Here is a 24,294-nt window from a genome sequence, read left to right as displayed (position 1 = left end):
TCAGCGCTCCCCGGCCGTGACCAGGCCACTCTCGTACGCGACGACGACCAGTTGGGCGCGGTCCCGGACGCCGAGCTTGCTGAGCAGCCGGCTGACGTACGTCCGCGCGGTGGCCGGGCTGATGAACAGGACGGCGCCGACCTCGTCGTTGGACCGGCCGCGGCCGACCTCGGCCAGCACCTCGCGCTCCCGGTCGGTGAGTTCGGCGACGAGTTCCGGCCGTGCCTTCGGCGACCTGGCGCGGGCGATCTCGGCCAGCACCTTGCCGGTGACCGACGGTGCCAGCAGCGCCGAGCCGGTGGCGACCAGGTGCACCGAGCGGCGCAGTTCGTCGGGCTCGACGTCCTTGAGCAGGAAGCCGGCCGCGCCGGCCCGGATCGCGCCCAGCACGTGCTCGTCCTCGTCGAAGGTGGTCAAGATCACCACCTGGGTCCCGTTCAGCTCCGGGTCGGCGGTGATCATGGTGGTCGCCTCGATGCCGTCCAGCACCGGCATCCTGATGTCCATCAGGGCGACGTCCGGGCGGGTCCGCCGGAGCAGCGCGATGCCGTCCTTGCCGTTGCTGGCCTCGCCGACGATCGAGATGTCGGGATCCCTGTCCAGCAAGGAGATCAGCCCGGTCCGGACCATGGCCTGGTCGTCCACGACCGCGACGGTGATCATGATCCCTCCTCGTCCAGGGGCAGTGATGCGGACACGGTGGTGCCGGCGGACTCGGATCGTACACCGAGGGTGCCGCCGAGGGCCGAGGCGCGTTCGGCCATACCGCGGATCCCGTGCCCGGCTTGGGATCCGCCGGCTCCGACCCCGTCGTCGGTCACTTCGATCCGCAGCACCGGCCCGTCGGTGCGGACCTCGATCGTGACGTGCTCGGCCCGAGCGTGCTTGATCACGTTCGTGGTCGCCTCTTGCACGATCCGGTACGCCACCGCGGACACCCCGCCGGGCAGCTCCGGCGCCGAGATCCGTTGTGTGACGTCGATCCCGGCCTCACGCAGCGTTGCGACGATCCGGTCCAACTCGGCCAGCGTGGCCTCCGGTGCCGTCGGCACCGGCTCATCGGTCCGGCGCAGCACCTTCACCGTGCCGCGCAACTGCCGCAGTGCCTCGGTCGCGGCCCGGCGGACGTTGTGCAGCGAACTGCGGGCGGACTCCGGGTCGTCGGCGACCGCCTCCTCGGCGGAGGCGGCGTGCAGGGCGATCACCGACAGGCTGTGTCCCAGGTCGTCGTGCAGTTCCCGGGACAGCGCGAGCCGTTCGTCGGCGCGCTCCCGTTCGGCCTGGGCCCGAGCCTCCCGCTCCCGGAGTTCGCCGAGGCGGCGCAGTTCCCGTCGGGACCTGGTGCCGTCGCCGAGCGCGATCGCCGCCGCCATCAGAGCCGCCGTCGACACCAGCTCGAAGCCGAGCAATTCGACCGGGTTGCGGCCGTCGCGGAGCTGGAACACGATCGACAAGATGATCATGGCGAGCCCGGTCAGCGCGGCCGCCAGCGAGAGGCCCTTCTCGGCGGCGGAGTAGAGCGCGGCGGCCATCGGCAGCGCGAGCCCGATCGCCGGATAGTCCAAGGTGTAGTAGACGCACATCCCCAGCGCCGTGATGATCAGCACCGGCAGCGGGAAGCGCCGGCGGAACATCAACAGCGCGCCGAAGAGGACCGCGAACAGATAGGCGCCGACGGTCGGCCCGGTGGGACTGGTCCGGTTGGTGGCGACGCCGATCGCGATGACGATCACGACCGCGGCCCCGAGCAGGGCGTCCAGCACCGGCGCGGGCACCTCGGCGGCGCCGCGACGGACGGCATCCCCGGGCGCGTTCACGGGCCGAGTCTAGGGCGTGGCACCGCGCACTGAGCTCGTCGAAGTGCCGGGCCGGATCGGGCCAGCCCTTCGACAGGCTCAGGGAACGTGGTCGACACCACGGTCCTGACGGCGACCCTGCCTGCTCCGGTACGTGAGCAGGCCCTCGACGCCGCGCAGCAGTGTCTCGCCGACGGGCCGTGGATCGGTCAGGCAGCCGGCCGCCATGGCGCCGTCGCGGAGCATGACGAAGTGCCGGGCGGCCGGTTCGGGGTCGATCTTCCCGATCCCGGTGAACAGCTCGATCATCGTGGTCAGGAACCACTCCCGGTGCTCCAGGACGGCCCGGTGGACCGGATGGCCGGGATCGGGATACTCGGCGGCGGCGTTGAGGAACGCGCAGCCGCGGAAGCCTGGTCGCCGCAGGTCGTCGGCGATCGTCCGCGCGACGGCCCGGATCAGGTCGGCCGGCTTGGCCTGCTCGGCCCGAGCCGCCTCCAACCGCGCCCGGATCGCCGCGTCGGCACCGTTCAGATAGGCGACGAGGAGATCGTCCTTGCTGCGGAAGTGCCGGTAGAGCGTGGCCCGGGTGACCTGCGCCTCGGCGATCACGCGGTCGACGCCGACGGCGTGCAGCCCCTCGGCGTAGAAGAGTTCGGTCGCCGTGGTCAGCAGCCGGGTCCGTGCCTCCGACATCCGGTCCTCCCTTCTCGGTGACGGCGGATCGAGACTAGCAGATAGAACGGTCGGTCTTGACAGTGGTGATCAGGTGGAGCATGCTCAGGTGTACTGATCGTTCTGTCTCTTCTGATCGACCTCCTCACCCCGCGAAAGGGGATCCGATGTCCAGCTCGACCGACGCCCTCGAAGGCCAGGGCACCGTCGCCGCGACCGGCGCCGCCAGGGCGCTGCGCAACCTCTACTCCGTCCGCTTCGCCTTCGCGGCGATCTGGGCGGTCCTCGTCTTCGCCCTGGGCCGGACGATCGATCCGGCCACGATCGTGCTGCTGGTGATCTATCCGCTGTTCGACGTCGCGGCCGCGGTGATCGACTTCCGTACCTCGGGGGCGGCGCGGCCCAGCCTGCCGCTCTACCTCAACATGGCCCTCAGCCTGCTCACCGCCGTCGGCCTCGCCTTCGCCGTGAGCTCCGGGATCCCCTGCCGTGCTTCGGGTCTGGGGTGTCTGGGCGATCACCGCCGGCGTCGTCCAGATGATCGTGGCGATCCGGCGCTACCGCCTCGGCGGGCAGTGGGCGATGATCCTCAGCGGCGGCATCTCGGTTCTCGCCGGCACCAGTTTCGTCGTCATGGCGGGCGGTCCGAACGCCTCGCTCACGACGGTCGCGGGCTACGCGACGCTCGGCGGGATCTTCTTCCTGATCTCCGCGATCCGGCTGCATCGGTTGAGCTCGCGCGGGGCGCGTTGAGGATCCGGGACGCCGATACGACCGTGGTCTTGGATTGCCCGACAGCGGTCCGGCCCCGGTCTGCGGGTGGGCGATCCCGGTTCCCTGGGCCGGGGTGCCCGCAGAGACTGAGGCCGTGGACCTTCACCCGATTCATGACGGCGGCGCCGGGCTGACCAAACGCGTCGGTGACCGGGAACGCTCCGATGTCTGTGACGAACTCGCCGCGCACTTCGCCGCGGGCCGGCTGACCGGCGAGGAACTGGACGATCGACTGGCCCGGGCGATGCGGGCGCAGACCGTCGTCGACCTGATCGAGCTGGTCTCCGATCTGCCGCGCCGGGCTCCGGTGGCGTCGGCAACGGTTCCGGGCCCGCAGCCCGGCTCCATTCCGGTTGACCGGACCCTGGCCTGGAACGGCTTCGACGTCATCTGCCTGCTGCTGCTCATCGGCGGGCTGATGGTGTCGGGACTGCTGCTCCTGGTGGCCGGGGCCTGGCAACCGGCCGCCTTCGTGGCGGCGTTGGTCGGGGGCACCGCGGCGGCGGTCGGCGGGGCCGCCGCGATGCACCTCGGCCACCGGGCGATGGCCCGGCACGACCACCGGGTCGCGGCCCGGCGCTGACCCGGTTCGACCCGCGGGCCGGCGATCGAGGGAGGCCGGTTCGCGGATTGTCGGTCCGACTTGTCACGATGTCCGCGTGAACAACGAGGCAGGCCTGCCAGAGACGCGGGGGCGGGGCAGGCTGGCTGCCCTGATCATCAGCCAGGTGTTGGCGGGAGTCGGCGTCGCCAGCGGCATCGCGGTCGGCGGTCTGCTGGCCGAGCGGCTGTCCGGCACGGTCGCGCTGGCCGGCTTCGCGCAGACCTCCTCGGTGCTCGGCGCCGGCCTGTGGGCGATCCCGCTGGCCCGACTGGCCGGCCGTCGCGGCCGGCGCTGGGGACTCGGTGCCGGGTACCTGCTGGCCCTGGTCGGCACGGGCCTGATCTTCCTCGCGGCGGCCGTCCAGTTCGTCCCCCTGCTCTTCGTCGGTACGGCAGCGTTCGGCGCCGCCACCGCCGCCGGCCTGCAGGCACGGTTCGCCGCCGCGGAGGTGGTCGGCGTCCGCTACCGGGCTCGAGCGCTCTCGGTCGTCATGTGGGCGACCACCCTCGGCTCGGTGGCCGGGCCCAACCTCTCCGAGGTCGGCAGTCGGCTCGGCCGCTCCCTCGGGATCGAGCCGCTGACGGGGCCGTACCTCTTCTCCTTGATCGCCTTCGCCGGTGCGGCGATCGTGCTCTCGGTCGGGCTGTCCGGTCGCGGCACCGCGGAAGTCGATCATGATCCGAGCCGGCCCGCGCAGCGGCCGACCGGGCTGGTCCGGGCGATCCGGACCGGTCTGCAGGATCCGCGGACCAGGCTGGCCATCGTTGCCGTGATCTGCTCGCACACGATCATGGTCGGTGTGATGGTGATGACGCCGCTGCACATGACTCATCACGGGATGACCCTCGACCTGGTCGGCCTGGTGCTCAGCATCCACATCTTCGGCATGTACGGCGCGAGCCCGATCATGGGCTGGCTGACCGACCGGCTCGGCGGTGCCGCGGTGATCGGGATCGGCGTGATCATCTTCGCCGGGGCCCTGGTGCTCGGCGGCTTCGCCGACACGACGAGCGGGCCGATCATCTCGCTCGCGCTCGGGCTGCTCGGGCTCGGCTGGTCGGCCGGCATGATCGGCGGGTCATCCCTGCTCGCGGCCTCGGTGACGGATCAGGACCGGGTCTCCCTCCAGGGCGGTACGGACGCGCTGATGAACCTGGCCGCGGCCGGCTCGTCCGCACTGTCCGGGCTGGTGATGGGCCTGGCCGGCTTCCCGGCCCTCAATCTGGTGGCCGCCGTCGTCGGCGTACCGATGGCGGTGCTGGCCCTTCGCGGGGTGCTGGCCCGCCGGGTCGTCGAACCCCGGAGCTGACAGCCGGACCGGCCGTTGCCAGACGGCGTGCGTCGCGCATACGATCCCAGCAATTGCCACGTAGCAAATGACGGTTGGGTGAGGATCCATGCGACGAAGCGTTCCCGTTCTGGCCCTGAGTCTGGTGCTCGGCACCGCCCTCACCGTCCAGGCGTTCCCGGTTCGAGCGGACGAGCCGGAGCTTCCGACGATCACCGTCACCGGAGAGCCGTACTCGATGGCCGACGGCACGACGCCGGGCCGGATCCCGCGCGAGATCGTCGGCGCGAACCATCGCTGGCCCGACGACGGCAAGGGCATGTGGGATCCGGCGGCGAACGCTCCCGTGGGGAACATCGTCGACCTGTCCCGGCGCACCGGGCTCACGGCCGTGCGCTATCCCGGCGGCACCGTGGCCAACCTCTTCGACTTCACCAAGGCGATCGGTCCGCAGTCCGAGCGCGGCTGCCAGACGTCGGGCGGGTTCGCCAACGGCCTGTTCGCGCCGACCGACAGCCGCTTCGGCCCGGACGAGCAGGAGCGCTTCGTCGACGCGATCGGCGGCTCGACGATGATCATGGTCCCGACGATCAACCGGACCGCCGCCGACGCGGCCGACTACGTGGAATACATGAACGTCCGGGCCGACGGCGACGCGAGCAACCCGAACGGGGGCGTGGACTGGGCCGAGGTACGGGCCGCCAACGGGCACCCGGAGCCGTACCGGATCAAGGTCTGGGAGTACGGCAACGAGCCCTACCTGCAGAACCAGCGGTATTGGCGGGCCGTGGACCTGCAGACGCGGATGCGCCAGTTCATCGAGGGCGGCTGGCAGCGCCAGACCGCGGACTCGCTGGCGTACCAGGACAACGACGGACTGTTCTCCGGGTGCGATCTGGCGACCCGCCGGCAGGGCACGGGTGAGCCCGGTCAGACCTACCGGGTGCGCTATGCCCCGATCGCGCTGCCCGGCGACGAGGCCGGCGCGCCCGGGGTCGGTGACGGCCCGATCGAGGCGCCGGTGCTGCGGGTGGGCGGCGAGGAGTGGCGGCTGATCGACGACCTGGCCGGCGCCGGGCCGGACGATGCCGTCTATGCGATCGACCAGGCCGACGGGCGGGTCCGCTTCGGGGACGGGAAGCACGGCAGGGTCCCGCCGGCCGGTGCGGAACTGGCGATCGAGTACACGACCGGGATTCAGGAGGGCTTCCTGGCATTCCGGGACGCGATGAAGGCGGTGGACCCGGGGATCGAGGTGTGCGCCGGCTGGGGCAAGGCCGAGTTCATCGACGTGCTCGGCTCCCGGCCGTACGACTGCCTCGGCGTGCACTCGTACACGACGCCACCGGCCGACGGGACCCCGTTGCGCTATCACAACCTGCAACGGGCGGCGGGCAGCAAGACGGCCGAGCTGGCCGGCTTCCGGGAGCAGTTCGCCCGCTATTTCCCGGACGACGCCGAGCGGCCCGAGTTGATCGTCACGGAGTACGGCACGCTGAACGTCCAGGTCGCTGATCTTGGTGCGATGCTGGCGCACACGCTCTACATGGCCGACCTGGTGGCCGGGCAGTTGGAGAGCGACGTCCGGATCTCGACCAGTTCCAACCTGAACGTGCTCGGCCCGACCGGCGGCGGGCGGCCCAGTTACGGGGAGTTGTTCGGCTCCTCGCCGACCTTCGTGGACACCGGCCGAGCCCGGATGCTCAGCCTGTACGGGCGGATGGCCGGCGGGGTCGTCGTGCGGTCCGGGATCGAGCACAACCCCCGGCTGACCGCCGCGACCGGACCGTACGACGCGCTGCGGGTGGTCGCGAGTTGCCAGGGTGCGCGGACCAAGATCATGGTCCTCAATCGCGATCCGGACCGGCCGCTTCCGGCCAGGATCAAGGTCGCCGGCGCCGCGGAGGGTGATCGGCGGCCGGTGCGGGTGACGACCCTGACCGGTGCGTCGCCGGCGGCGTTCAACACCGAGACCGATCCGGACCAGGTGGCCGCCACGACGACCCGGGACACCCTCGACGGTTCGGCCCTGGACCATGACTTCGGTCCGCATTCGATCACCATGATCGAGATCTCCGGTCTGGACGCGTGCGCTGTGCGCTGAAGTCCGACCGACGGATCGGTGCAGGAAGTCGGTGTCTCGGGCCATGGCCCGGAGCGGGTCGGCGGACCTAGCGTTGATCATGAACGTGATGATCACGAGCCCAGGGGAGGGTTCATGTCGTACGCCACGGTCCCGATCGACGACGAGACTCCGGCGCCGTACCCGGAGGACCTCTACCGGTTCGACCAGCCGGGCCGCTTCGCGGAGAGCGTTGATCAACTGACCGACGCCGACTTCGCCCAGTTCGACGAGCTCGGCTATCTGGCGGTACGCCGGCTCCTCACGCCCGACGAGGTCTCCGGCGTGCTGGACGCCATGGCCGCGGTGCTGGTCGAGCCGGGTGAGGCGATGATCCAGTACGAGGCGTGGGCCGCCGACCGGGTCGAGGCCGCGTCGGGCGATGAGCGGATGGACCTGGTCCGGAAGTTCATGTGGTTCGTCCAGGAGGACGAACGACTGACCGCGCTGGCGAAGAACGACCGGATCCTGTCCGTCGTCAGGCGCCTCTGCGGCACCGAGGACATCACGATGATGCAGGACATGGCGCTGCTGAAGCCGCCGGGCGGCGGCCGGGAGAAGCCGTGGCACCAGGACAACGCGTTCTTCGCCCTCGAGCCCGGCACCCCGATCGTCGGCGTCTGGCTGGCCCTGGATCCGGCGACCCCCGAGAACGGCTGCATGCACGTCATGCCCGGCACTCATCGCGAGGGCCCGGTGGTCCACTTCCGCCGCCGTGACTGGCAACTCTGCGATGAGGACGTCGACCGCGGGCGCGACACCATGGTCCCGTTGCCGCCCGGCGGGGCCCTGTTCTTCCACGGCCTGCTGCAGCACGGCACCCCGGCCAACCGGACCGACCAGCGCCGCCGTGCCGTCCAGCTGCACTACATCCCGGCAGGTACGCCGGAGATCCCTGACCAGCGCCGGCTGGACATCTTCGGCAGCGAAGGCAAGAACGTCACCTGCTGAAAGCCGGAATTGGTTGGTGTCAGGGTTATCCTGACGTCGTGACGGTACGGCGGCGAGGGCGGGACGGGGAGCGGGTGGAGCGGCGGTGTTCGTTCTGCGGGAAGAGCGATGCCGAGGCGGACCGGCTGGTGGCGGGGCCGGGGGCCTACATCTGCAACGACTGCGTCGGGCGGGCGGAACAGTTGCTGGCCAAGGAGCGGGTGGCCTCGTTCATCACGGTGGAGGACTCGTCGGACGAGGAGTTGCTGGCCAGGATGGGGCGGCTCGACGCGTCGCGGGCGCAGGTCGAGCGGGCGGTTCGTGATCATGTCCGGGCGTTGCGGGAGCGCAAGATCAGCTGGGACCGGATCGGGCGGGCGCTCGGGGTGAGCCGGCAGACCGCCTGGGAACGCTTCGCGGACAAGCGCTGACCGGTGCGTGACCGGGGCACGTCCGCCTGGCGGGTGCCCGCCTTCCGCAGGTTGTGGGTGGGGCAGTCGTTGTCGTACGCCGGCGATCAGGTGTCGGCGGTCGCGATCCCGCTGCTCGCCGTGATCCTGCTCGACGCGACCGCAACCCAGCTCGGGCTGCTGACCGCGTCGGCGAAGCTGCCGGTCGTCGTGTTCGGCCTGCTGGTCGGCGTCTGGGTCGACCGGGTCCGGCGACGGCGGCTGATGATCATGGCCGACCTGGCCCGAGCGGTGCTGCTGCTGACGATCCCGGTGGCGGTCGTGACCGGTCGGGCGAGCATGGTGCTGCTCACCGTCGTCGCGGTGCTCGTCGCGTCGTTCGCGGTGATCGGACAGATCGCCGGGTCGGCGTTCCTGCGCAGTGTGCTGCCGGGCGAACGGCTGGTCGACGGCAACGCGCGGCTGACCCAGTCCGCGGCCCTCGCGCGGATCGGCGGGCCCGGCGCGGCCGGCGTGCTGGTCCAGGCGGTCACCGCTCCGGTCGCGATCCTGGTCGACGTGATCAGCTATCTGGCCTCGGCGGCGGCGCTCGGGATGATCAGGCTCGACGAGCCTCGGGTGTCCCGGCCGGGTCGCCGGCACCTGGGTCGTGAGCTGCGGGAGGGGATCGCGGTGATCCTGCGGGAGCCGCTGCTGCGGGCGAGCGCAGCTGCTGCCGCGACGTACAACGGCTGTCTGAGCGCGATCCTCGCGGTGGAGGTGCTCTACCTGTCCCGGGACCTCGGGCTGCCGCCGGCGATGGTCGGGCTGGTGCTGGCCGCGATCGGTCCGGGTGCGCTGCTCGGTTCGGTGCTGGCCGCCCCGGTCGCCCGGCGGTACGGGATCGGGCCGACCATGATCATCGGCTTCGCGACCGCCGGCGTCGCCAACCTGGCGCTGCCGTTGGCGTTCGGGCCGCAGCTGGTCACGATCGCGATGATCATGGTCGCGTCGTTCGGCAGCGGCCTCGGCCAACCGCTCTACAACGTCAACCAGTCCGCGTTGCGGCAGGCGGTCGTCCGGCCCGAGCTGCAGGGTCGGGCGACCGCGACGCTGTCGGTCCTGGTCGGCTGCGCGGCACCGCTCGGCGCGTTCCTCGGCGGGCTGGTCGCCGCCGCGATCGGCACCCGGGCGCTGTTGATCATGGCCGCGACCGGCACCGTCCTGGCCTGTCTGTGGCTGGTCTGCTCACCGGTACGGACCTTGATCGAACTTCCGGCCCTTCGACAGGCTCAGGGCGCGTGAGGGGTGGGCTCAGGGCGCGTGAGGGTCAGTGATCTTCCGGCCCTTCGACGGGCTCGGGGCGCGTGAAGGTCAGCGGACTTCCGGCCCTTCGACGGGCTCAGGGCGCGTGGGGGTTCAGCGGCCCCGCATCGCCTGGCGGACGCCGCGGACCTGCCGCGGGTTCGTCGGCATCGGGCCCTTCGGCGCCGCGATCTTGGGCCGCACCGCGTCCAGCGCGCGGAGGCGCTGCTTGATGTCGGTGATCTGGTGCGGCTGCAGCGTCTTGGGCAGCTTGCGGATGTGGTCGGCCAGCTTGGCCAGCGGGACCTGGCCCTCCTTGTCGCCCATCTGGATGGTGGTCACCTCGACGCCGTACGCGACGCGCTCGTGCTTTTTCACCTCGCTGGCCAGCAGGGCCTTGAGCCGGCCCGGCTCGCCCTCGCCGATCAGCACCAGGCCGCCCGGGCCGAGGGTGCGGTGCACCACGTCGAGTTGCTTGTTGGCGGCGACGGCGGGCTCGGAGACCCACTTCTTGGGCAGCATCTGCAGGGCCACCTCGGCCGATCCGGCCTGGCCGGCGTACCGCTTGTAGGTGGCGCCCTTGGCCCGCTGGACCAGGACGATCATGGCCGCCAGCAGGCCGACCATCAGTCCGAGGATGCCCAGGTAGATCGGCTGGCCGATCAGGAACCCGATCACCAGGCAGACGACGATGCTGCCGACGAACGCCCCGCCGAGCAGGAAGGGCAGCGGCTTGTCGTACTCGTGCGTGAGTTGGTACGCGCGGATGATCTGCCGGATCCGGCCCATGTCGGCCGGATCGGTGCTGTTCTTGCGGCGTTCCTTCTCGGCCCGTTCGGCGGCCTTCGCCTTCTCCTTGGCCTCCTTGGCCGCGGCCCGCGCGCTCTTCGCGTCAGCCATCAACCCTCACCCACATTCTTTCCATGATCATCTCTGTGCCGGGATCATTGCCCCCGGCGGTCCATCGCCTGACGGTACAGCCTTCCGGCCCGGTACGACGAACGGACCAACGGCCCGCTCATCACACCGGCATAGCCGAGCTGCTCGGCCTCGGCCTGCAACTCGATGAACTCCTCCGGCTTCACCCAGCGCTCCACCGGATGGTGCCGCGGGCTCGGCCGCAGGTACTGCGTGATCGTGATGATCTCCGCGCCGGCGTCGTGCAGGTCGCGCAGCGCCTCCGACACCTCAGCCCGGGTCTCGCCCATGCCCAGGATCAGATTCGACTTGGTGACCAGTCCGGCCTCGCGGGACCAGCGCAGGACGTCCAGCGACCTCTCGTACCGGAAACCGGGCCGGATCCGCTTGAAGATCCGCGGCACCGTCTCGACGTTGTGCGCGAACACCTCGGGCCGGGTGCCGAAGATCTGGCCCAGGTAGTCCCGGTTGCCGGAGAAGTCGGGCGCCAGCATCTCGACGCCGACACCGGGGTTGAGCTCGTGGATCTTGCGGATCGTCTCCGCGTAGAGCCAGGCGCCCTCGTCCGGCAGGTCGTCCCGGCAGACGCCGGTCACCGTCGCGTAGCGCAGGCCCATCTTCTGCACCGACTCGGCCACCCGCAGCGGCTCGGCGGCGTCGAAATCGGCCGGCTTCCCGGTGTCGATCTGGCAGAAGTCGCAGCGCCGGGTGCACTGGTCGCCGCCGATCAGGAAGGTAGCCTCGCGGTCCTCCCAGCACTCGAAGATGTTGGGGCAGCCGGCCTCCTGGCAGACCGTGTGCAGGTCCTCCCGCTTGACCAGCTCGCGCAGCTCGGAATACTCCGGGCCCATCTTCGCGGTGGTCTTGATCCACGGCGGTTTGCGTTCGATCGGCACCGCCGCGTTGCGAACCTCGAGCCGCAGCATCTTCCGTCCCTCGGGTGCGATCGTCACCCGGTCAGCCTACTCGGCGGGGCTCCGGGCGGCGCGGGTGAGGCCGGCCGCCAGGGCCCGGCGGACTGCAGAGCGAGTTCAGCGCTCTCACATATCGCCGGCCCAGCACGTCAGAGGGGTCAGACACCGAATCCCCACGAGAGGTGAGCCCATGTCCACGCCGTGTGAGACCGACCAGACCGCGATCCAGCAGTGGGTCGACGAACTGTTGGAAGCAGTCCGAACCAAGAACGCCGCTGTGCTGAGAACGCTCTACGCAGAGGACATCGTCTCCTTCGACGTCCACCCGCCGCTCCAGCACCTGGGCGTCGACGCGAAGCTGAAGAATTGGAGCGACGCGTTCACGGCCTTCGAGACGATCGACTACGACGTCCGAGACGTCACTATCACCGCAGGGGAGGAGCTGGCGATCGGGCACGGGTTCTTCAAGCTCAGCGGCACGCTCGGAGACGGCACGGCGGTCCCGGGCCTGTGGGTGCGCTGGACGGGCTGCTTCCGAAGGCAGGACGGCCGGTGGGTCGTCTTCCACGACCAGGTTTCGGTGCCGTTCGATCCCGCTGCCGGCCGTGCGGCTGTCGAGCTGACACCTCGAACCGTCCAGCCGTGAACCTCAGCGCAGCCCGATCGACCCGGGGCGCTAATCGGCGAGCCGCTGGACGCCGCGGGCGAGGCTGATCGCCCAGGCTGCGGCGCCGAGCAGGATCCACAGGCCCCAGGCCGGGCCGCCGGTGTTCGCCTCGGTCAGGGTGAACCGGTCCGACCGGGGATGTTCGACGCCCAGCCAGTCGCTGGTGATCAGCAGGGCGAACGTGCCGAGGATGAGGATGCCGGCCAGAACGTACTGCAGCAGCGGGAGTCGGCCCGGGTGCCACTGGGCTCCGATCAGCAGCAGTGCCAGGACCGCCGTGCCGATCAGGGCCAGCACGACCACCGCGCTGACCACCAGGAAGAAGCCACGCTCCGCGCCCAGGTCCTCGGGGTCGTTCACCTGGGCCATCGCGTTGAACAGGCCCGGCGCCGTCAGCGGCTCCGCCTCGTCGTCGACGGTCCGGGTGACCGGCACCAGCAGGCCGGCCACGACCAGGCCGAGCTGGACCAGGATCAGGCTGCGCAGGACCAGACGGGTGAGTTCCCAACGGCGCTCGTCCGGCGCCAGGCTGTCGCTCACGGTCAGCTGTTGCCGACCGCGAGTCCGTACTGCACCTGGGAGCGGGCCGGCAGATCCGGAGCCATCGTGTACGGCTCGAAGGCGAGCAACTCCTGCAGCTGGGTGACGGCGACCGCGGCGACCTCGACCAGACTCGGCGGGTACGGCAACTCGGCGGCCATCGAGGTGACGCCGGCGTCGGCGATGCCGCACGGAATGATCTTGTCGTACGCACCCAGGTCGGGGCTCACGTTCAGCGCGAAACCGTGCATCGTGACGCCGCCGGCGACCCGGACCCCGATCGCGCCGAGCTTGCGTTCCGGCCGGCCGTCGCCCGCGGCGAGCCAGGCGCCGGACCGGCCGGGCACCCGGCCCGCGGTCAGGCCGAACTCGGCCACGGTGCGGATCAGCGCCTCCTCGAGCCGGCGGACGTAGTCGACCACCTTGATCGCCTCGGGCAGCTTGACGATCGGGTAGCCGACCAGCTGACCCGGACCGTGCCAGGTGATCTTGCCGCCGCGGTCGACGTCGATCACCGGCGTGCCGTCGGTCGGCCGCTCGATCGGCTCGGTGCGCTTGCCGGCCGTGTAGACCGAGGCGTGTTCGAGCAGCAGCAGGGTGTCGGGCAGCCGCCCGGTCTCGACCTGCTGGCGTACCTCCTGTTGGGCCAACCACGCCTCGGAGTAGTCGATCAGCGTCGAACCGAGCCCCAGCAGGCGTACGTCGAGCGTCATGCGAACCACCCTACGCCGAGCGCCGGGGCGGGGTGGCCATGGATCAGCGGGCGAGCGCGAGGCGCAGGGTCGCGTGGATGTCCGGACCGGCGAAGGTGAAGCCCTCGGCGAGCAGCCGGGCCGGCACGACGTTCATGTCACCGAGCAGCTGTTCGGCCAGCTCGCCCATCCCGCGGCGGATCAGCGGCGCGGGGACCGCGAGCACCCGCGGCCGGTTCAGCTGCCGGGCCAGGGCGTCGGAGAACTCGGCGCTCGTGGTCGGCTCCGGGATCGTCAGGTTGTACGGGCCGCGCGCGCTCGGCGTCGCGACCGCCCACTCGACCGCGCGCAGGTAGTCGGTCAGGCTGATCATCGGCGTCCGCTGCCGGCCGTCGCCGAGCCGGGCGCCCAGGCCGAACGACCAGGGGATCCGGGCCAGGCCGAGCAGTCCGCCGGTCCGGTCCAGGACCGGGCTGGTGCGCAGGATCACGGTCCGGATGCCCGCCTCCTCGGCCGGCTTCGCGGCCGCCTCCCAGGCCAGGATCAGCCGGGACAGGAAGTCGGTCCCGGGCGGACTGTCCTCGGTCGCCGCCGGGTCGCCGGTCTCGGTCCCGTACCCGGAGATCCCGCTGGCCTGCAGATAGACCGAAGGCTTGCGGTCCAGCCGGGCCAGCGCCTGGCTGAGCGTACGGCCGGGATCGACGCGGGACGACTCGAGCAGCCGGCGCCGGCCGGCGGTCCAGGGCCGGTCGGCGATCCCGACGCCGCACAGGTTGATCACCACGTCGACGCCGGCGAACGCACGCTCGTCGACCGTGCCGGCCGCCGGGTGCCAGCGGAACTCGGTGCCGGCGATCGGGTCGGTCCGGACCAGCCGGACGACCTCGTGCCCCTGCTCGGCCAGCCGGACCCGCAGCGCGGTGCCGAGGAATCCGGAGGCCCCGGCGAGCAGGTATTTCATCGTCGGGTCAGAGCCCGAACTCCGAGCCGAAGTCGCCCTCCTCGAGTCGTTCCTTGAGGGTGACCAGGAACCGGGCCGCGTCGGCGCCGTCGACGATCCGATGGTCGTACGACAGCGAGAGGTACATCATGTCGCGGACCGCGATCGTCTCGCCGAGCACCTTGTCGGTCAGCACCACCGGCCGCTTGACCAGCGCGCCGGTGCCGAGGATGGCGACCTGCGGCTGGTTGACGATCGGGGTGTCGATCAGGGCGCCGCGGCTGCCGGTGTTGGTGACCGTGAACGTACCGCCGGCGATGTCGTCCGGGCTCAGCTTGTTGCTCCGGGTCCGGTCGGCCAGGTCGGCGATCTTCTTGGCCAGCCCGGTGATGCTCAGGTCGCCGGCGCTCTTGATCACCGGGACCACCAGGCCCTTGTCGGTGTCGACGGCGATCGAGACGTTCTCGGTCGCCGGGTAGGTCACCGTCTCGGCCTCGGTGTCCAGCGTCGCGTTCAGCTTCGGGTGGATCTTCAGCGCGTCGACGGTGGCCTTGATCAAGAACGGCAGGTACGAGAGCTTGACGCCCTCGCGAGCCAGGAAGTCGTTCTTCACCTTGGCCCGGAGCCGCGAGACGACCGTCAGGTCCACCTCGACGACCGTGGTCAGCTGGGCCGACGTCTGCAGCGACTCGACCATCCGCTTGGCGATGATCTTGCGCAGCCGGGTCATCTTCTCGGTGGTGCCGCGGAGCGAGCTCGGCTGCACCGCGGCGGCCGGGGCGGATGCGGCCGGGGCGGCGGCAGCCGGAGCCTCGGCGGCGGGCTGGGCGGCGGCGGACTTCGCGGCCTCGGCGGCGGCGAGCACGTCCTGCTTGCGGATCCGGCCGCCGACACCGGTGCCCGTGATCGAACCCAGGTCGACCTGGTGCTCCGCGGCCAACTTGCGGACCAGCGGGGTCACATAACCAGGGCCGTCGCCGGTGGTCTCGGTCGTCGGAGCCGGGGCGGCGGGCGGCGAGGCGACCGGAGCCTGAGCCGCGGGAGCCGGGGCCGCGGGAGCCGGGGCGGGGGCCGAGGCTACGGCGGGCTCGGGCTGCGGCGCGGGGGCCGGAGCCTCGGCGGCGGGCTTCGGGGCGGCTGCGGGCTCGGGGGCGGGCTCGGGCTCGGCAGCCGGGGCGGGCTCGGCGGCCGGTGCGGCCGGAGCCGATTCGGCGGCCGGGGCCGGGGCGGCGTCCGCGGAACCGATCACGCCGAGCACGGCGCCGACCTCGACGGTCTCGTCCTCCTTGACCCGGATCTCCAGCAGCGTGCCTGCGGTCGGGGACGGAATCTCGGTGTCGACCTTGTCGGTGGAGACCTCGAGCAGGGCCTCGTCGGCCGCGACGGAGTCGCCGACCTGCTTCAGCCAGCGGCTGACCGTACCCTCCGTGACGCTCTCGCCGAGCGCCGGCAGCGTCACCTCGGTGCCCTGGCCCGCCGCGGCAGGCTGCGCGCCTCCGGTCGGCTGCGCCGGCTGGTCGTCCTCGGCCTGCGGCTGCTGAGCCTGCTCGGTCTGCGGCTGCTGGGCCGAGGTGTCGGTCTGCTCGGCCTGCGGCTGGCTCGGCTGTTCGGCCTGCGGCTGCGCGGGCTGTTCGGCCGGCTGCTCGGCGGGGGCCTCGGCCGCGGGGGCCTGCTGGTCGCCGCCGGCATCGCCACCGGCCTGCTCGCCGGCTTCACCGATCACGGCGAGCACGGCACCGACCTCGACGGTCTCGTCCTCGGCGGCCTTGATCTCCAGCAGCACACCGGCCGCCGGTGAGGGGATCTCGGTGTCGACCTTGTCGGTGGAGACCTCGAGCAACGGTTCGTCCGCCGCGACGGTGTCACCGACCTGCTTCAGCCAACGGGTGACCGTCCCCTCGGTGACGCTCTCGCCCAACGCCGGGAGGGTTACAGAAGTCGACATGATGGATTGAGACTCCTTCAGTACGGTGCTCGGTTCGGGGATCAGCCTAACGCCAGCCGTCTCGGCCCGTGGCGTCGGCCGGAACCGGCGCTCGCCGGGCCTGACAAACCATCACGAGGGTGCTGTCGCCAGAACTCCACAACTCGGCTGCTGGAGCTCGTATCGCGTTCCAGCGTTCGAGCTGTGGAGCTTTCGCGACAGCTCGCCCGCCGGGTCAGCCGTGGACGTGCAGCGGCTTGCCAGCGAGGGGGAGGTGAGTCTCGCGGAGAACCTCGGATTGCGTTCGAGCGCCCCGGCCCCGTCCCGAGCCAGGCCGGGTGATCATGTCGTCGTCACAGAGTCGACGGGGAGGGGCAGGTCGGCGTTCGGCACGATCTCGGGTCGGCGGATGGCCACGAAGGCTCCCTGCTCAGCAGTGCCCCGCGGAAGCTCGGCTGCGGACCGCGTCCGAAGATCCTGCGGTCCTCGCCTCCCAGCCCTCACCGAGTGGACGTTTAGGCCCGCAGCGCGGGGCCAGATCCAGGTCGAAGTGTCCGCTCGGTGGAGACGGAACCTGACCGACCGCAAGATCTCGAGCGGTGAGCGGTGTGCGCCGGGGTGGCGGAGAAAGGGGGCGGCGGAGGAGCGGACGGGTTGGGGCGTCGGTGGAGGATGCACGGCCGGGCGGGGTTCTGCCTGCGAGGGGCTTGGCGGACCGGACGCGATGGTGCGGTGAACGGGCGTCGCGACCCGAGGTCTCTGACGCGGTGCGGCAGTCGCGGTCGGCAGGAACCGCCGTCAGCTCGGCAACAAACTGTTGTTGATCATGAGCCTGGTCGGAGGATCGAGTACAGGAGGGAGTCGCGCCAGGCGTTGTTGGTGAAGACGTGGTCGCGGAGGCGCCCCTCGAGTTCCAGGCCTGCGCGCCGGGCGACCGCGATCGATGCCTCGTTGTCAGGCCCGATCGCCGCGGTGATCCGGTGCAGGTCGAGCGTCTGCCAGGCGAAGTCGATCATGGTGCTGACTGCGTCGGTCGCGTACCCCCGGCCCCAGTGATCAGCCGCGATGGCGTACCCCAGCTTGGCCGCCCGGACGCCGCCCAGAGCAAGCCGGACGAACCCGACCAACGGGGGACCGGCCAGCGGCTCGACCGCCAGGTAGAACTCGACTCGCGGCCGGATCCCCGAGCGGTCGATGATGCCCGCGAGCATCGCCGCTGACTGCTCCCGAGTGCGGCTGTCGAAGGAGAGGAAGTCGGTGACCCGGTCGTCCCCGACGATTCCGGCGACCGCCTCCTCGTCGGCTCCGGTGAACTCGCGCAGCCGAACCGACCGTCCGGGCAGGTCGAGTGTTTCGAGCGATTCCGTTGCGGTCACGGAGGTCAGCCGTGGACGTGCAGGGGCTTGCCGGCCAGGGCGAGGTGGGCCTCGCCGAGGGCTTCGGACTGGGTGGGGTGGGCGTGGATGGCGGCGGCGACGTCCTCCGGGTACGCCTCCCAGGTGGTGATCAACTGGCCCTCGCCGATCAGTTCACCGACCCGGGAGCCGAGCAGGTGGACGCCGACGATCGGGCCGTCGGGGGCCCGGACCAGCTTCACCAGGCCGGCGGTCTTGAGGATCTGGGAGCGGCCGTTGCCGGCCAGGTCGTAGCTGATCGTGACCGCGTCGCCGTACTCGGCGCGGGCGGCCTCCTCGCCGAGGCCGACCGAGGCCACCTCCGGGTCGCAGTACGTGATCCGCGGGATGTCCCGATCCCGGACCGGGACCGGCGAACGATCAAGCTTGCCCTCGGCCACGGCGATCTCCTCGGCGACGAAGATGCCGTGCGCGAAGCCGCGGTGGGCCAGCTGCAGGCCGGCCACCAGGTCGCCGACCGCGTACGTCCTCGGCGTGCTGGCGGCCAGCCGCTCCGAGGTGACGACGAACCCGCGGTCCAGTTCGACCCCGGCCTCCTCGTAGCCGAGCCCAGCCGAGCGAGGCCCGCGGCCGACGGCTACCAGGAGCAGCTCGGCCTCGACGGCGCGGCCGGTGCTGAGGGTGACCCGGACCCCGTGCTCGCCCGCGTCGACCTCGCTGACCGGTGCCCCGGTCAGCGCCGTGATCTTGCGGCGCCGGAACGCGCGCTCCAGGCCGGCCGACAGTTCCGGTTCCTCGTTCGGCAACAGCCGCGGCAGTGCCTCGACGACCGTGACCTCGGTGCCGAAGGAGCGCCAGGCCGACGCGTACTCGACACCGATCACGCCGCCGCCGAGCACGATCGCCGACTGCGGCACGGTGTCCAGCCGGAGCGCGTGATCACTGGTGATCACCCGGCTCCCGTCGATCTCGAGGCCGGGCAGGCTGCGGGCCTCCGACCCGGACGCCAGCACCAGATGGGTGCCGGTGATCACCTGATCGCCGACCTGGACCCGCGGCGGCGCATCCGGGCCCTCGGCCGGGAGCAGCGTCCCGGTGCCGGAGGTCACGGTGATGTCGCGGGACCTGATCAGGCCGGCCAGTCCCTTGTAGAGCCGGGCCACCGTCGCGTCGGCGTACGACCGGACGCCGGCGAGATCGACCCGCTCGAGGATCGTGTGCACCCCGAACTCGGCGCCGTGCCGAGCCGCCTCGGCGATCTCGGCGGCGTGCAGGATCGCCTTGGTCGGGATGCAGCCGCGATGCAGACAGGTGCCGCCGACCTGGTCCTTCTCGATCATGGCCACCGAGAGGCCCAGCTGCGCGGCCCGCAGCGCAGTGGCATACCCACCACTCCCGGCACCCAACACCACGACGTCATAGTTCGCCATGGGCCTCATCCTGACATCCGTCAGAACAGGTTGGAGATCTGCCCGAGCGGGCTGTCGGTGAGCGAGGTGGACCAGATGTCCGGCTCGTCGTCCGGGTCCTGCCGGATCAGCACGGTCGCGACGCCGATCAAGATCAACACCAGCAGGCCGGCCAGCCACATCAACGGCACCCGCCCGCCCTTGGTCTTGGTCGCGGTGCGTTGCTTCGGAGTCGGCCGCTCCGCGTCGAAGGTGGTGCGTCCGGACCAGGACGTACCGTCCCAGTAGCGGAGTCGTTGCGGTGTGCCGCTCGGGTCGGGGTACCAGCCGGGGTCTGCCATGGCCCGGCCAACGCTATCGGTCCCGGGGCGCAACCCGGCAGCGTGCCTCGACCAACCGATGGATCAGCCTCAACCGCGTTCGATCAACCGGGACAGGACGATGATCGACTCGGTCCGCTCCACCGTGTCGTCCTCGCGGATCCGCTCCAGGGCACGCTCCAGATGCTGTACGTCACGGGCCCGGACCCGCAGGATCGCGTCGGCCTGGCCGGTGATCGTGCTGGCGCTGACGATCTCCGGGATCGGCTCCCAGATCCGCAGCAGGTTCTCCGGCGAGATGGTGCCCTTGCAGTGGACCTGGACGTACGCCTCGGTGCCCCAGCCCAGCGCCGCCGGATCGATCATCGCCGTGAACCCGGCGATGGTGCCGTCGGCGACGAGTCGGTCGACCCGCCGCTTCACGGCCGGCGCGGAGAGCCCGACCTCGGCACCGATCTCGGCGAACGTCGCCCGGGCATTGCCGGCCAGCCGGTGAATGATCTGCTCGTCCAGTCCGTCCATGGTCCTACCGTACGACAGCCGCGCAACGAATCGCCGACGTGGGAATCTCTGCGCAATGAACCGATGATCATCAGGCAATGAATGTGGATTGATTGCAGATGTGCCCCGAATCTAGCTTTGGCTCATGACCGATCTGACCCTGGCGCCGCGCCAGACGCCGGAGCGCCGGGCCCGGCTCCGGCGCTACCTGATGACGCCGCCGGAACACTTCGCGGTGAGCTACGCCATCAACCCGTGGATGGATCCGGCGGTGCCGGTGGACGTCGGGCGCGCCCTGGCCGAGTGGCGGACGCTGCGCGACACGTACCGCCGGCTCGGGCACCGGGTGGACGAACTGCCGGCGCCGGCCGGGCTGCCCGACGCCGTGTACGCGGCCAACGGTGCCCTCGTCACGCCGCGGGTGACGGTCGGCGCCCGGTTCGCGTACCCGCAGCGGGCCGCCGAGGCCGCGATCTACGCCGACTGGCTGGACCGGGCCGGGCTGGGACCGGTGGCACTGCCGGCCGAGGTGAACGAGGGCGAGGGCGACCTGCTGCTGGTCGGTTCGGTGATCCTGGCCGGCACCGGTTTCCGGACCACCCGGGCCGCGCACGCCGAGGTGGCCCGGCTGACCGGGCTCGAGGTGATCACGCTCGAGCTGATCGATCCGCGCTTCTATCACCTGGACACCGCGCTCGCCGTTCTCGGCGACGACGAGATCGCCTACCTGCCCGCGGCGTTCAGTCCGGCCAGCCGGGCCGAGCTGGAGCGCCGCTACCCGGACGCCGTCATCGCCGCCGAGGCCGACGCCGCCGTGCTGGGACTGAATCTCGTGTCCGACGGCCGGAACGTGATCATGGCCGAGGCTGCGACCGGGCTCGCACGTGATCTTGAACTGCGCGGTTACGTCCCGGTCCCGGTCGCCATGCCCGAGCTGCTCAAGGGCGGTGGCGGGATCAAGTGCTGCACCCTCGAGATCCGCCGCGCATCCGACCCGGAAGGAATGATTCCATGATCACCGTGACCGACGGAGCCGGCCTGATCGAGCAGGAGCAGCGCCACCTCGCACACAACTACCATCCGCTGCCGGTGGTGATCAGCTCGGCCGACGGGGCCTGGGTCACCGACGTGGACGGCCGGCGCTACCTGGACTGCCTGGCCGCCTACTCGGCGGTGAACTTCGGCCACCGGCATCCGCTGATCATCGACGCCGCGGTACGTCAACTGGGCCGGGTCACGCTGACCTCGCGGGCCTTCCACACCGACCAGCTCGGCCCGTTCGCGCACCGCCTGGCGGCCCTGTGCCGCAAGGAGATGGTGCTGCCGATGAACACCGGCGCGGAGGCCGTGGAGTCCGGGATCAAGGTCGCGCGCAAGTGGGGTCACGACGTCCGCGGGGTTGCCGAGCCGGAGATCATCGTCGCCGGCGGCAACTTTCATGGTCGCACCATCACGGTGATCAGCTTCTCCGACGACCCGGAGGCCCGGACCGGCTTCGGCCCCTACACGCCGGGCTTCACGGTCGTCACGTACGGCGACGCCGACGCGGTCGCCGCGGCCGTCACCGAGCGTACGGTCGCGGTCCTGGTCGAGCCGATCCAGGGCGAGGCGGGCGTGATCATCCCACCGGCCGACTACCTGCCCCGGTTGCGCGAGCTCTGTGACCGGAACCGGATGCTGTTGATCTGCGACGAGATCCAGTCCGGCCTCGGCCGGACCGGCGCGACGTTCGCCAGCGACCATGTCGGCGTGGTGCCCGATCTCTACCTGCTGGGCAAGGCGCTCGGCGGCGGGGTGGTGCCGGTGTCGGCCGTGGTCGGCGACGCCGACGTGCTCGGCGTCCTGCACCCGGGACAGCACGGCTCGACGTTCGGCGGCAACCCGCTGGCGGCCGCGGTCGGCTCGGCGGTGGTCGGGCTGCTGGAGACCGGCGAGTTCCAGCAGCGGGCCGCCGACCTCGGGGTACGGCTTCATGATCGACTGCGGGCGCTCATCGGCTCCGGCGTGACCGCGGTCCGGTGCGCCGGCCTCTGGGCCGGGATCGACATCGACCCGGCGATCGGGACCGGGCGGCAGATCGGGGAACGGCTGCTGGCCCGCGGCGTCCTGGTCAAGGACACCCACGGCTCGACGATCCGGATCGCGCCGCCGCTGGTGATCACCGAGGACGAGATCGACTTCGCGGTTGATCAACTGGCCGCGGCGCTGACGGACTAGAGCGAAGGCGCACTGAGCAAGGCGCAAGTGCCGTGCCGGATCGGACCTTGCCCTTCGACAGGCTCAGGGAGCGAAGCAGCCTACCCTTTAGGCTGGCCGTCGTGACGACGCCAGCGATGATCATGAAGGCCCTGCTCCGGTCCGACGGGGCGCGGCCGCGGGTCACGTACTACGACGAGACGCTGGGCGAGCGGATCGAGCTGTCCGCCATCGCACTGGACAACTGGGTCGCCAAGGCCGCGAACCTGCTGACCGAGGAGTACGACGCCGGACCGGGCACCGTGATCACGCTGCGGCTGCCGGACCGGCACTGGCGCACGCTCTACTGGGCGCTGGCGGTCTGGTCGACCGGCGCCGCGGTGGACCTGGCCGGGACCGGCGACGCGGAGGTCGTGATCAGCACCGACCCGGCCGACCTCGGCGACCGCGGGGTCCTGGTCAGCCTGCCGGTGCTGGCCCGTCGGCATCCCGGCCCGCTCCCGGACGGCGCGCTGGACGAGGCGGCGGAGATCGCCGGCTATCCGGACGTGTTCGTCGCGCCGGCGGCCGCGGCCCCGGACGACCCGGCGCTGATCACCGACGCCGGGACGATGCCGGTCGCCGACCTGGTGCCGGCCGCGGAGTCGGCCCGGATCCAGATCTCCGAGTCCGGGGCCGCCTTCCTGCGCCGCAGCCTGGCCGTCCTGGCCGGCGACGGCTCGCTGGTGCTGATCAACGGCGCCGACTCCGAGACCCTGGCCCGGCGGCTCGCCGAGGAGCGGGTCGACGCAAGCTAGGAGCGTGGTGTCGCGTTGTTCTCGCCCGGCGCTGGGTGACGCGTTCATAATGGGGCGCATGGGTTGGCTCAGACGCGGTGCCGAACGGTTGCGGCGCGGTGCCCGTACGGCACGCGACAACCGCGCGGTCGACGACGCCGTCACCCGGCACCTGACCGAGTTCGCCCGGACCCGGCGCGGCGTGGAGGCCTTCGTCGAGCCGCAGACCTCGGTGACGCAGACCTCGCTGCTCCTCGTCGCGTACGACGGTGAGTGGACCCGCCGCACCATCCCGTCGCCCGAATGGGGCCACGCCTTCGCCGAGCACCTGGAGATTCCGGGCTACGACGCGGCCGTGGTCGGCTACCCGCAGCGGATGCGGGACTACAACAGCCGAATGAAGAAGCGCCCGCCGGCCTGACGCCCTCGATCATGACGGCAACCGAACTGAAGTGCGGCGTGATCCTGCCCGGCGGGAGCGCGACCGAACAGTTGGATCAGGCCGTGCTGGCGGAGAATTCCGGTTGGGACGGGGTCTTCGTCTGGGAGGCCGCCTACGGCGTGGACGCCTGGGGGCTGCTCAGCGCGATCGCCGCGCGAACCGAACGGATCCGGCTCGGCACGATGCTGACCCCGTTGCCGTGGCGGCGGCCCTGGAAGGTGGCCAGCCAGGTGGTGACGCTGGATCAACTGTCGGACGGCCGGGCGATTCTCGCGATCGGGGTCGGCGCCACCGAGACCGACCTGCCGCGGACCGGCGAGGAACTCGACCTGCGTACCCGGGCCGCGATGATGGACGAAGGGATCGACCTGATCCGCGAGCTGTGGGCGGGACGCGGGAGCTATCAGGGGACGCACTACACGTACACGAGCGACCGCGACGACTTGATCGAGGTCGGCCGGCCGGTCCAGGACCGGATACCGATCTGGGTGGTCGGGGTCTGGCCGCGGCCGAAGTCGCTGCGCCGGGTGCTGCGCTGCGAGGGCGTGCTGCCTCAGTTCCAGGATCGATCCGGGCCCGACGAGTTGCGCGCCCTCTGCACGTGGCTGACCGAGCACGGCGCGACACCGGAGCTGGACGTGATCGCGGAGGGCGAGACTGCGGCCGACGATCCGGCCGGTGCGCGCCGCACGGTCGGCCGGTGGGCGGAGGCGGGAGCCACCTGGTGGCTGGAATCGAACTGGGAGCTGCCGCACCACTCGGCCGAGCGCATGCGCCAGGTTCGGGACAGAATCGCCGCCGGCCCGCCGCGCTGAAC

Annotated in this window: 26 protein-coding genes; 13 read left to right on the top strand and 13 right to left on the bottom strand. The window is 71.2% G+C overall.

What is annotated here, in order from left to right; translation table 11 throughout:
• The 3 genes from AC6CCG_RS26635 to AC6CCG_RS26625 form a co-directional block, all read right to left on the bottom strand.
• Entirely contained in the window at positions 1-663 is a 663-nt protein-coding gene (locus AC6CCG_RS26635; protein ID WP_496657791.1) for a response regulator, read from the bottom strand.
• A complete protein-coding gene (locus AC6CCG_RS26630) occupies positions 660-1,817 on the bottom strand; it encodes a sensor histidine kinase (RefSeq protein ID WP_496657790.1) in 1,158 nt (385 codons plus the stop codon). The genes AC6CCG_RS26635 and AC6CCG_RS26630 overlap by 4 nt, the downstream gene beginning before the upstream one ends.
• Before the next feature lie 78 nt (positions 1,818-1,895).
• Positions 1,896-2,492: a TetR/AcrR family transcriptional regulator gene (locus AC6CCG_RS26625; RefSeq protein ID WP_496657789.1), complete on the bottom strand. Its 597-nt coding sequence runs from the start codon at positions 2,490-2,492 to the stop codon at positions 1,896-1,898.
• A gap of 468 nt (positions 2,493-2,960) precedes the next feature.
• Between AC6CCG_RS26625 and AC6CCG_RS26620 the strand changes: the two genes are divergently transcribed.
• The 7 genes from AC6CCG_RS26620 (at position 2,961) to AC6CCG_RS26590 (ending at position 9,883) form a co-directional block, all read left to right on the top strand.
• Positions 2,961-3,224: a DUF308 domain-containing protein gene (locus tag AC6CCG_RS26620; protein WP_496657788.1), complete on the top strand. Its 264-nt coding sequence runs from the start codon at positions 2,961-2,963 to the stop codon at positions 3,222-3,224.
• Positions 3,225-3,339: 115 nt separating this feature from the next.
• Positions 3,340-3,828 (top strand): DUF1707 SHOCT-like domain-containing protein, encoded by a 489-nt coding sequence (locus AC6CCG_RS26615; protein WP_496657787.1) that lies wholly within the window; start codon positions 3,340-3,342, stop codon positions 3,826-3,828.
• Between the two features lie 76 nt (positions 3,829-3,904).
• Complete coding sequence (locus AC6CCG_RS26610; RefSeq protein WP_496657786.1) at positions 3,905-5,158, top strand: MFS transporter; 1,254 nt, start codon at positions 3,905-3,907, stop codon at positions 5,156-5,158.
• An 88-nt stretch (positions 5,159-5,246) separates the two neighbouring features.
• The gene (locus tag AC6CCG_RS26605) at positions 5,247-7,241 is read left to right on the top strand and encodes an alpha-L-arabinofuranosidase family protein (protein ID WP_496657785.1); all 1,995 of its coding nucleotides are present in this window, start codon (positions 5,247-5,249) and stop codon (positions 7,239-7,241) included.
• A gap of 114 nt (positions 7,242-7,355) precedes the next feature.
• Entirely contained in the window at positions 7,356-8,210 is an 855-nt protein-coding gene (locus AC6CCG_RS26600) for a phytanoyl-CoA dioxygenase family protein (protein ID WP_496657784.1), read from the top strand.
• Positions 8,211-8,248: 38 nt separating this feature from the next.
• Complete coding sequence (locus AC6CCG_RS26595; RefSeq protein WP_496657783.1) at positions 8,249-8,620, top strand: ClpX C4-type zinc finger protein; 372 nt, start codon at positions 8,249-8,251, stop codon at positions 8,618-8,620.
• Positions 8,621-8,623: 3 nt separating this feature from the next.
• Positions 8,624-9,883, top strand: coding sequence for an MFS transporter (locus AC6CCG_RS26590; RefSeq protein ID WP_496657782.1), 1,260 nt, complete (start codon positions 8,624-8,626; stop codon positions 9,881-9,883).
• A gap of 114 nt (positions 9,884-9,997) precedes the next feature.
• Here AC6CCG_RS26590 and AC6CCG_RS26585 read toward each other — a convergent pair whose 3' ends face one another.
• The gene (locus tag AC6CCG_RS26585; protein WP_496657781.1) at positions 9,998-10,783 is read right to left on the bottom strand and encodes a DUF4191 domain-containing protein; all 786 of its coding nucleotides are present in this window, start codon (positions 10,781-10,783) and stop codon (positions 9,998-10,000) included.
• Between the two features lie 44 nt (positions 10,784-10,827).
• The gene (lipA, locus tag AC6CCG_RS26580; RefSeq protein ID WP_496657962.1) at positions 10,828-11,727 is read right to left on the bottom strand and encodes a lipoyl synthase; all 900 of its coding nucleotides are present in this window, start codon (positions 11,725-11,727) and stop codon (positions 10,828-10,830) included.
• A gap of 178 nt (positions 11,728-11,905) precedes the next feature.
• Between lipA and AC6CCG_RS26575 the strand changes: the two genes are divergently transcribed.
• A complete protein-coding gene (locus tag AC6CCG_RS26575; protein WP_496657780.1) occupies positions 11,906-12,361 on the top strand; it encodes a YybH family protein in 456 nt (151 codons plus the stop codon).
• A 30-nt stretch (positions 12,362-12,391) separates the two neighbouring features.
• Here AC6CCG_RS26575 and AC6CCG_RS26570 read toward each other — a convergent pair whose 3' ends face one another.
• From AC6CCG_RS26570 to AC6CCG_RS26535, 8 genes are all read right to left on the bottom strand, one after another.
• The gene (locus tag AC6CCG_RS26570; RefSeq protein WP_496657779.1) at positions 12,392-12,922 is read right to left on the bottom strand and encodes a hypothetical protein; all 531 of its coding nucleotides are present in this window, start codon (positions 12,920-12,922) and stop codon (positions 12,392-12,394) included.
• A gap of 2 nt (positions 12,923-12,924) precedes the next feature.
• Positions 12,925-13,635, bottom strand: a complete 711-nt coding sequence (gene lipB / locus AC6CCG_RS26565; protein ID WP_496657778.1) for a lipoyl(octanoyl) transferase LipB — start codon at positions 13,633-13,635, stop codon at positions 12,925-12,927.
• Between the two features lie 43 nt (positions 13,636-13,678).
• Complete coding sequence (locus AC6CCG_RS26560) at positions 13,679-14,575, bottom strand: TIGR01777 family oxidoreductase (RefSeq protein ID WP_496657777.1); 897 nt, start codon at positions 14,573-14,575, stop codon at positions 13,679-13,681.
• A gap of 7 nt (positions 14,576-14,582) precedes the next feature.
• Complete coding sequence (gene sucB / locus AC6CCG_RS26555; protein WP_496657776.1) at positions 14,583-16,499, bottom strand: 2-oxoglutarate dehydrogenase, E2 component, dihydrolipoamide succinyltransferase; 1,917 nt, start codon at positions 16,497-16,499, stop codon at positions 14,583-14,585.
• 803 nt (positions 16,500-17,302) lie between these two features.
• Positions 17,303-17,854 (bottom strand): GNAT family N-acetyltransferase, encoded by a 552-nt coding sequence (locus AC6CCG_RS26550; protein ID WP_496657775.1) that lies wholly within the window; start codon positions 17,852-17,854, stop codon positions 17,303-17,305.
• Between the two features lie 5 nt (positions 17,855-17,859).
• The gene (gene lpdA, locus AC6CCG_RS26545) at positions 17,860-19,263 is read right to left on the bottom strand and encodes a dihydrolipoyl dehydrogenase (protein ID WP_496657774.1); all 1,404 of its coding nucleotides are present in this window, start codon (positions 19,261-19,263) and stop codon (positions 17,860-17,862) included.
• A 20-nt stretch (positions 19,264-19,283) separates the two neighbouring features.
• Positions 19,284-19,583 carry a DUF2510 domain-containing protein gene (locus AC6CCG_RS26540; RefSeq protein WP_496657773.1) on the bottom strand — a complete coding sequence of 100 codons (300 nt, stop codon included), beginning with the start codon at positions 19,581-19,583 and terminating at the stop codon, positions 19,284-19,286.
• Positions 19,584-19,652: 69 nt separating this feature from the next.
• Positions 19,653-20,084 carry an Lrp/AsnC family transcriptional regulator gene (locus AC6CCG_RS26535; RefSeq protein WP_496657772.1) on the bottom strand — a complete coding sequence of 144 codons (432 nt, stop codon included), beginning with the start codon at positions 20,082-20,084 and terminating at the stop codon, positions 19,653-19,655.
• A 124-nt stretch (positions 20,085-20,208) separates the two neighbouring features.
• On the opposite strand from AC6CCG_RS26535, the gene ddaH reads away from it, so the two are divergent.
• From ddaH to AC6CCG_RS26510, 5 genes are all read left to right on the top strand, one after another.
• Positions 20,209-21,078: a dimethylargininase gene (gene ddaH / locus AC6CCG_RS26530; protein WP_496657771.1), complete on the top strand. Its 870-nt coding sequence runs from the start codon at positions 20,209-20,211 to the stop codon at positions 21,076-21,078.
• Positions 21,075-22,280: an ornithine--oxo-acid transaminase gene (gene rocD, locus AC6CCG_RS26525; protein ID WP_496657770.1), complete on the top strand. Its 1,206-nt coding sequence runs from the start codon at positions 21,075-21,077 to the stop codon at positions 22,278-22,280. Before ddaH ends, rocD begins: the two co-directional genes overlap by 4 nt.
• 101 nt (positions 22,281-22,381) lie before the next feature.
• Complete coding sequence (locus AC6CCG_RS26520; RefSeq protein ID WP_496657769.1) at positions 22,382-23,056, top strand: TIGR03089 family protein; 675 nt, start codon at positions 22,382-22,384, stop codon at positions 23,054-23,056.
• 58 nt (positions 23,057-23,114) lie between these two features.
• Entirely contained in the window at positions 23,115-23,456 is a 342-nt protein-coding gene (locus AC6CCG_RS26515) for a hypothetical protein (protein WP_496657768.1), read from the top strand.
• Positions 23,457-23,467: 11 nt separating this feature from the next.
• The gene (locus AC6CCG_RS26510) at positions 23,468-24,292 is read left to right on the top strand and encodes an LLM class flavin-dependent oxidoreductase (protein ID WP_496657767.1); all 825 of its coding nucleotides are present in this window, start codon (positions 23,468-23,470) and stop codon (positions 24,290-24,292) included.
• Positions 24,293-24,294 lie beyond the last annotated feature (2 nt).

This window comes from Microlunatus sp. YIM B11417 (assembly GCF_059617205.1).
The sequence above is the reverse complement of the archived record's forward strand: the minus strand, read 5'-3'. Positions and strand labels throughout refer to the sequence as shown.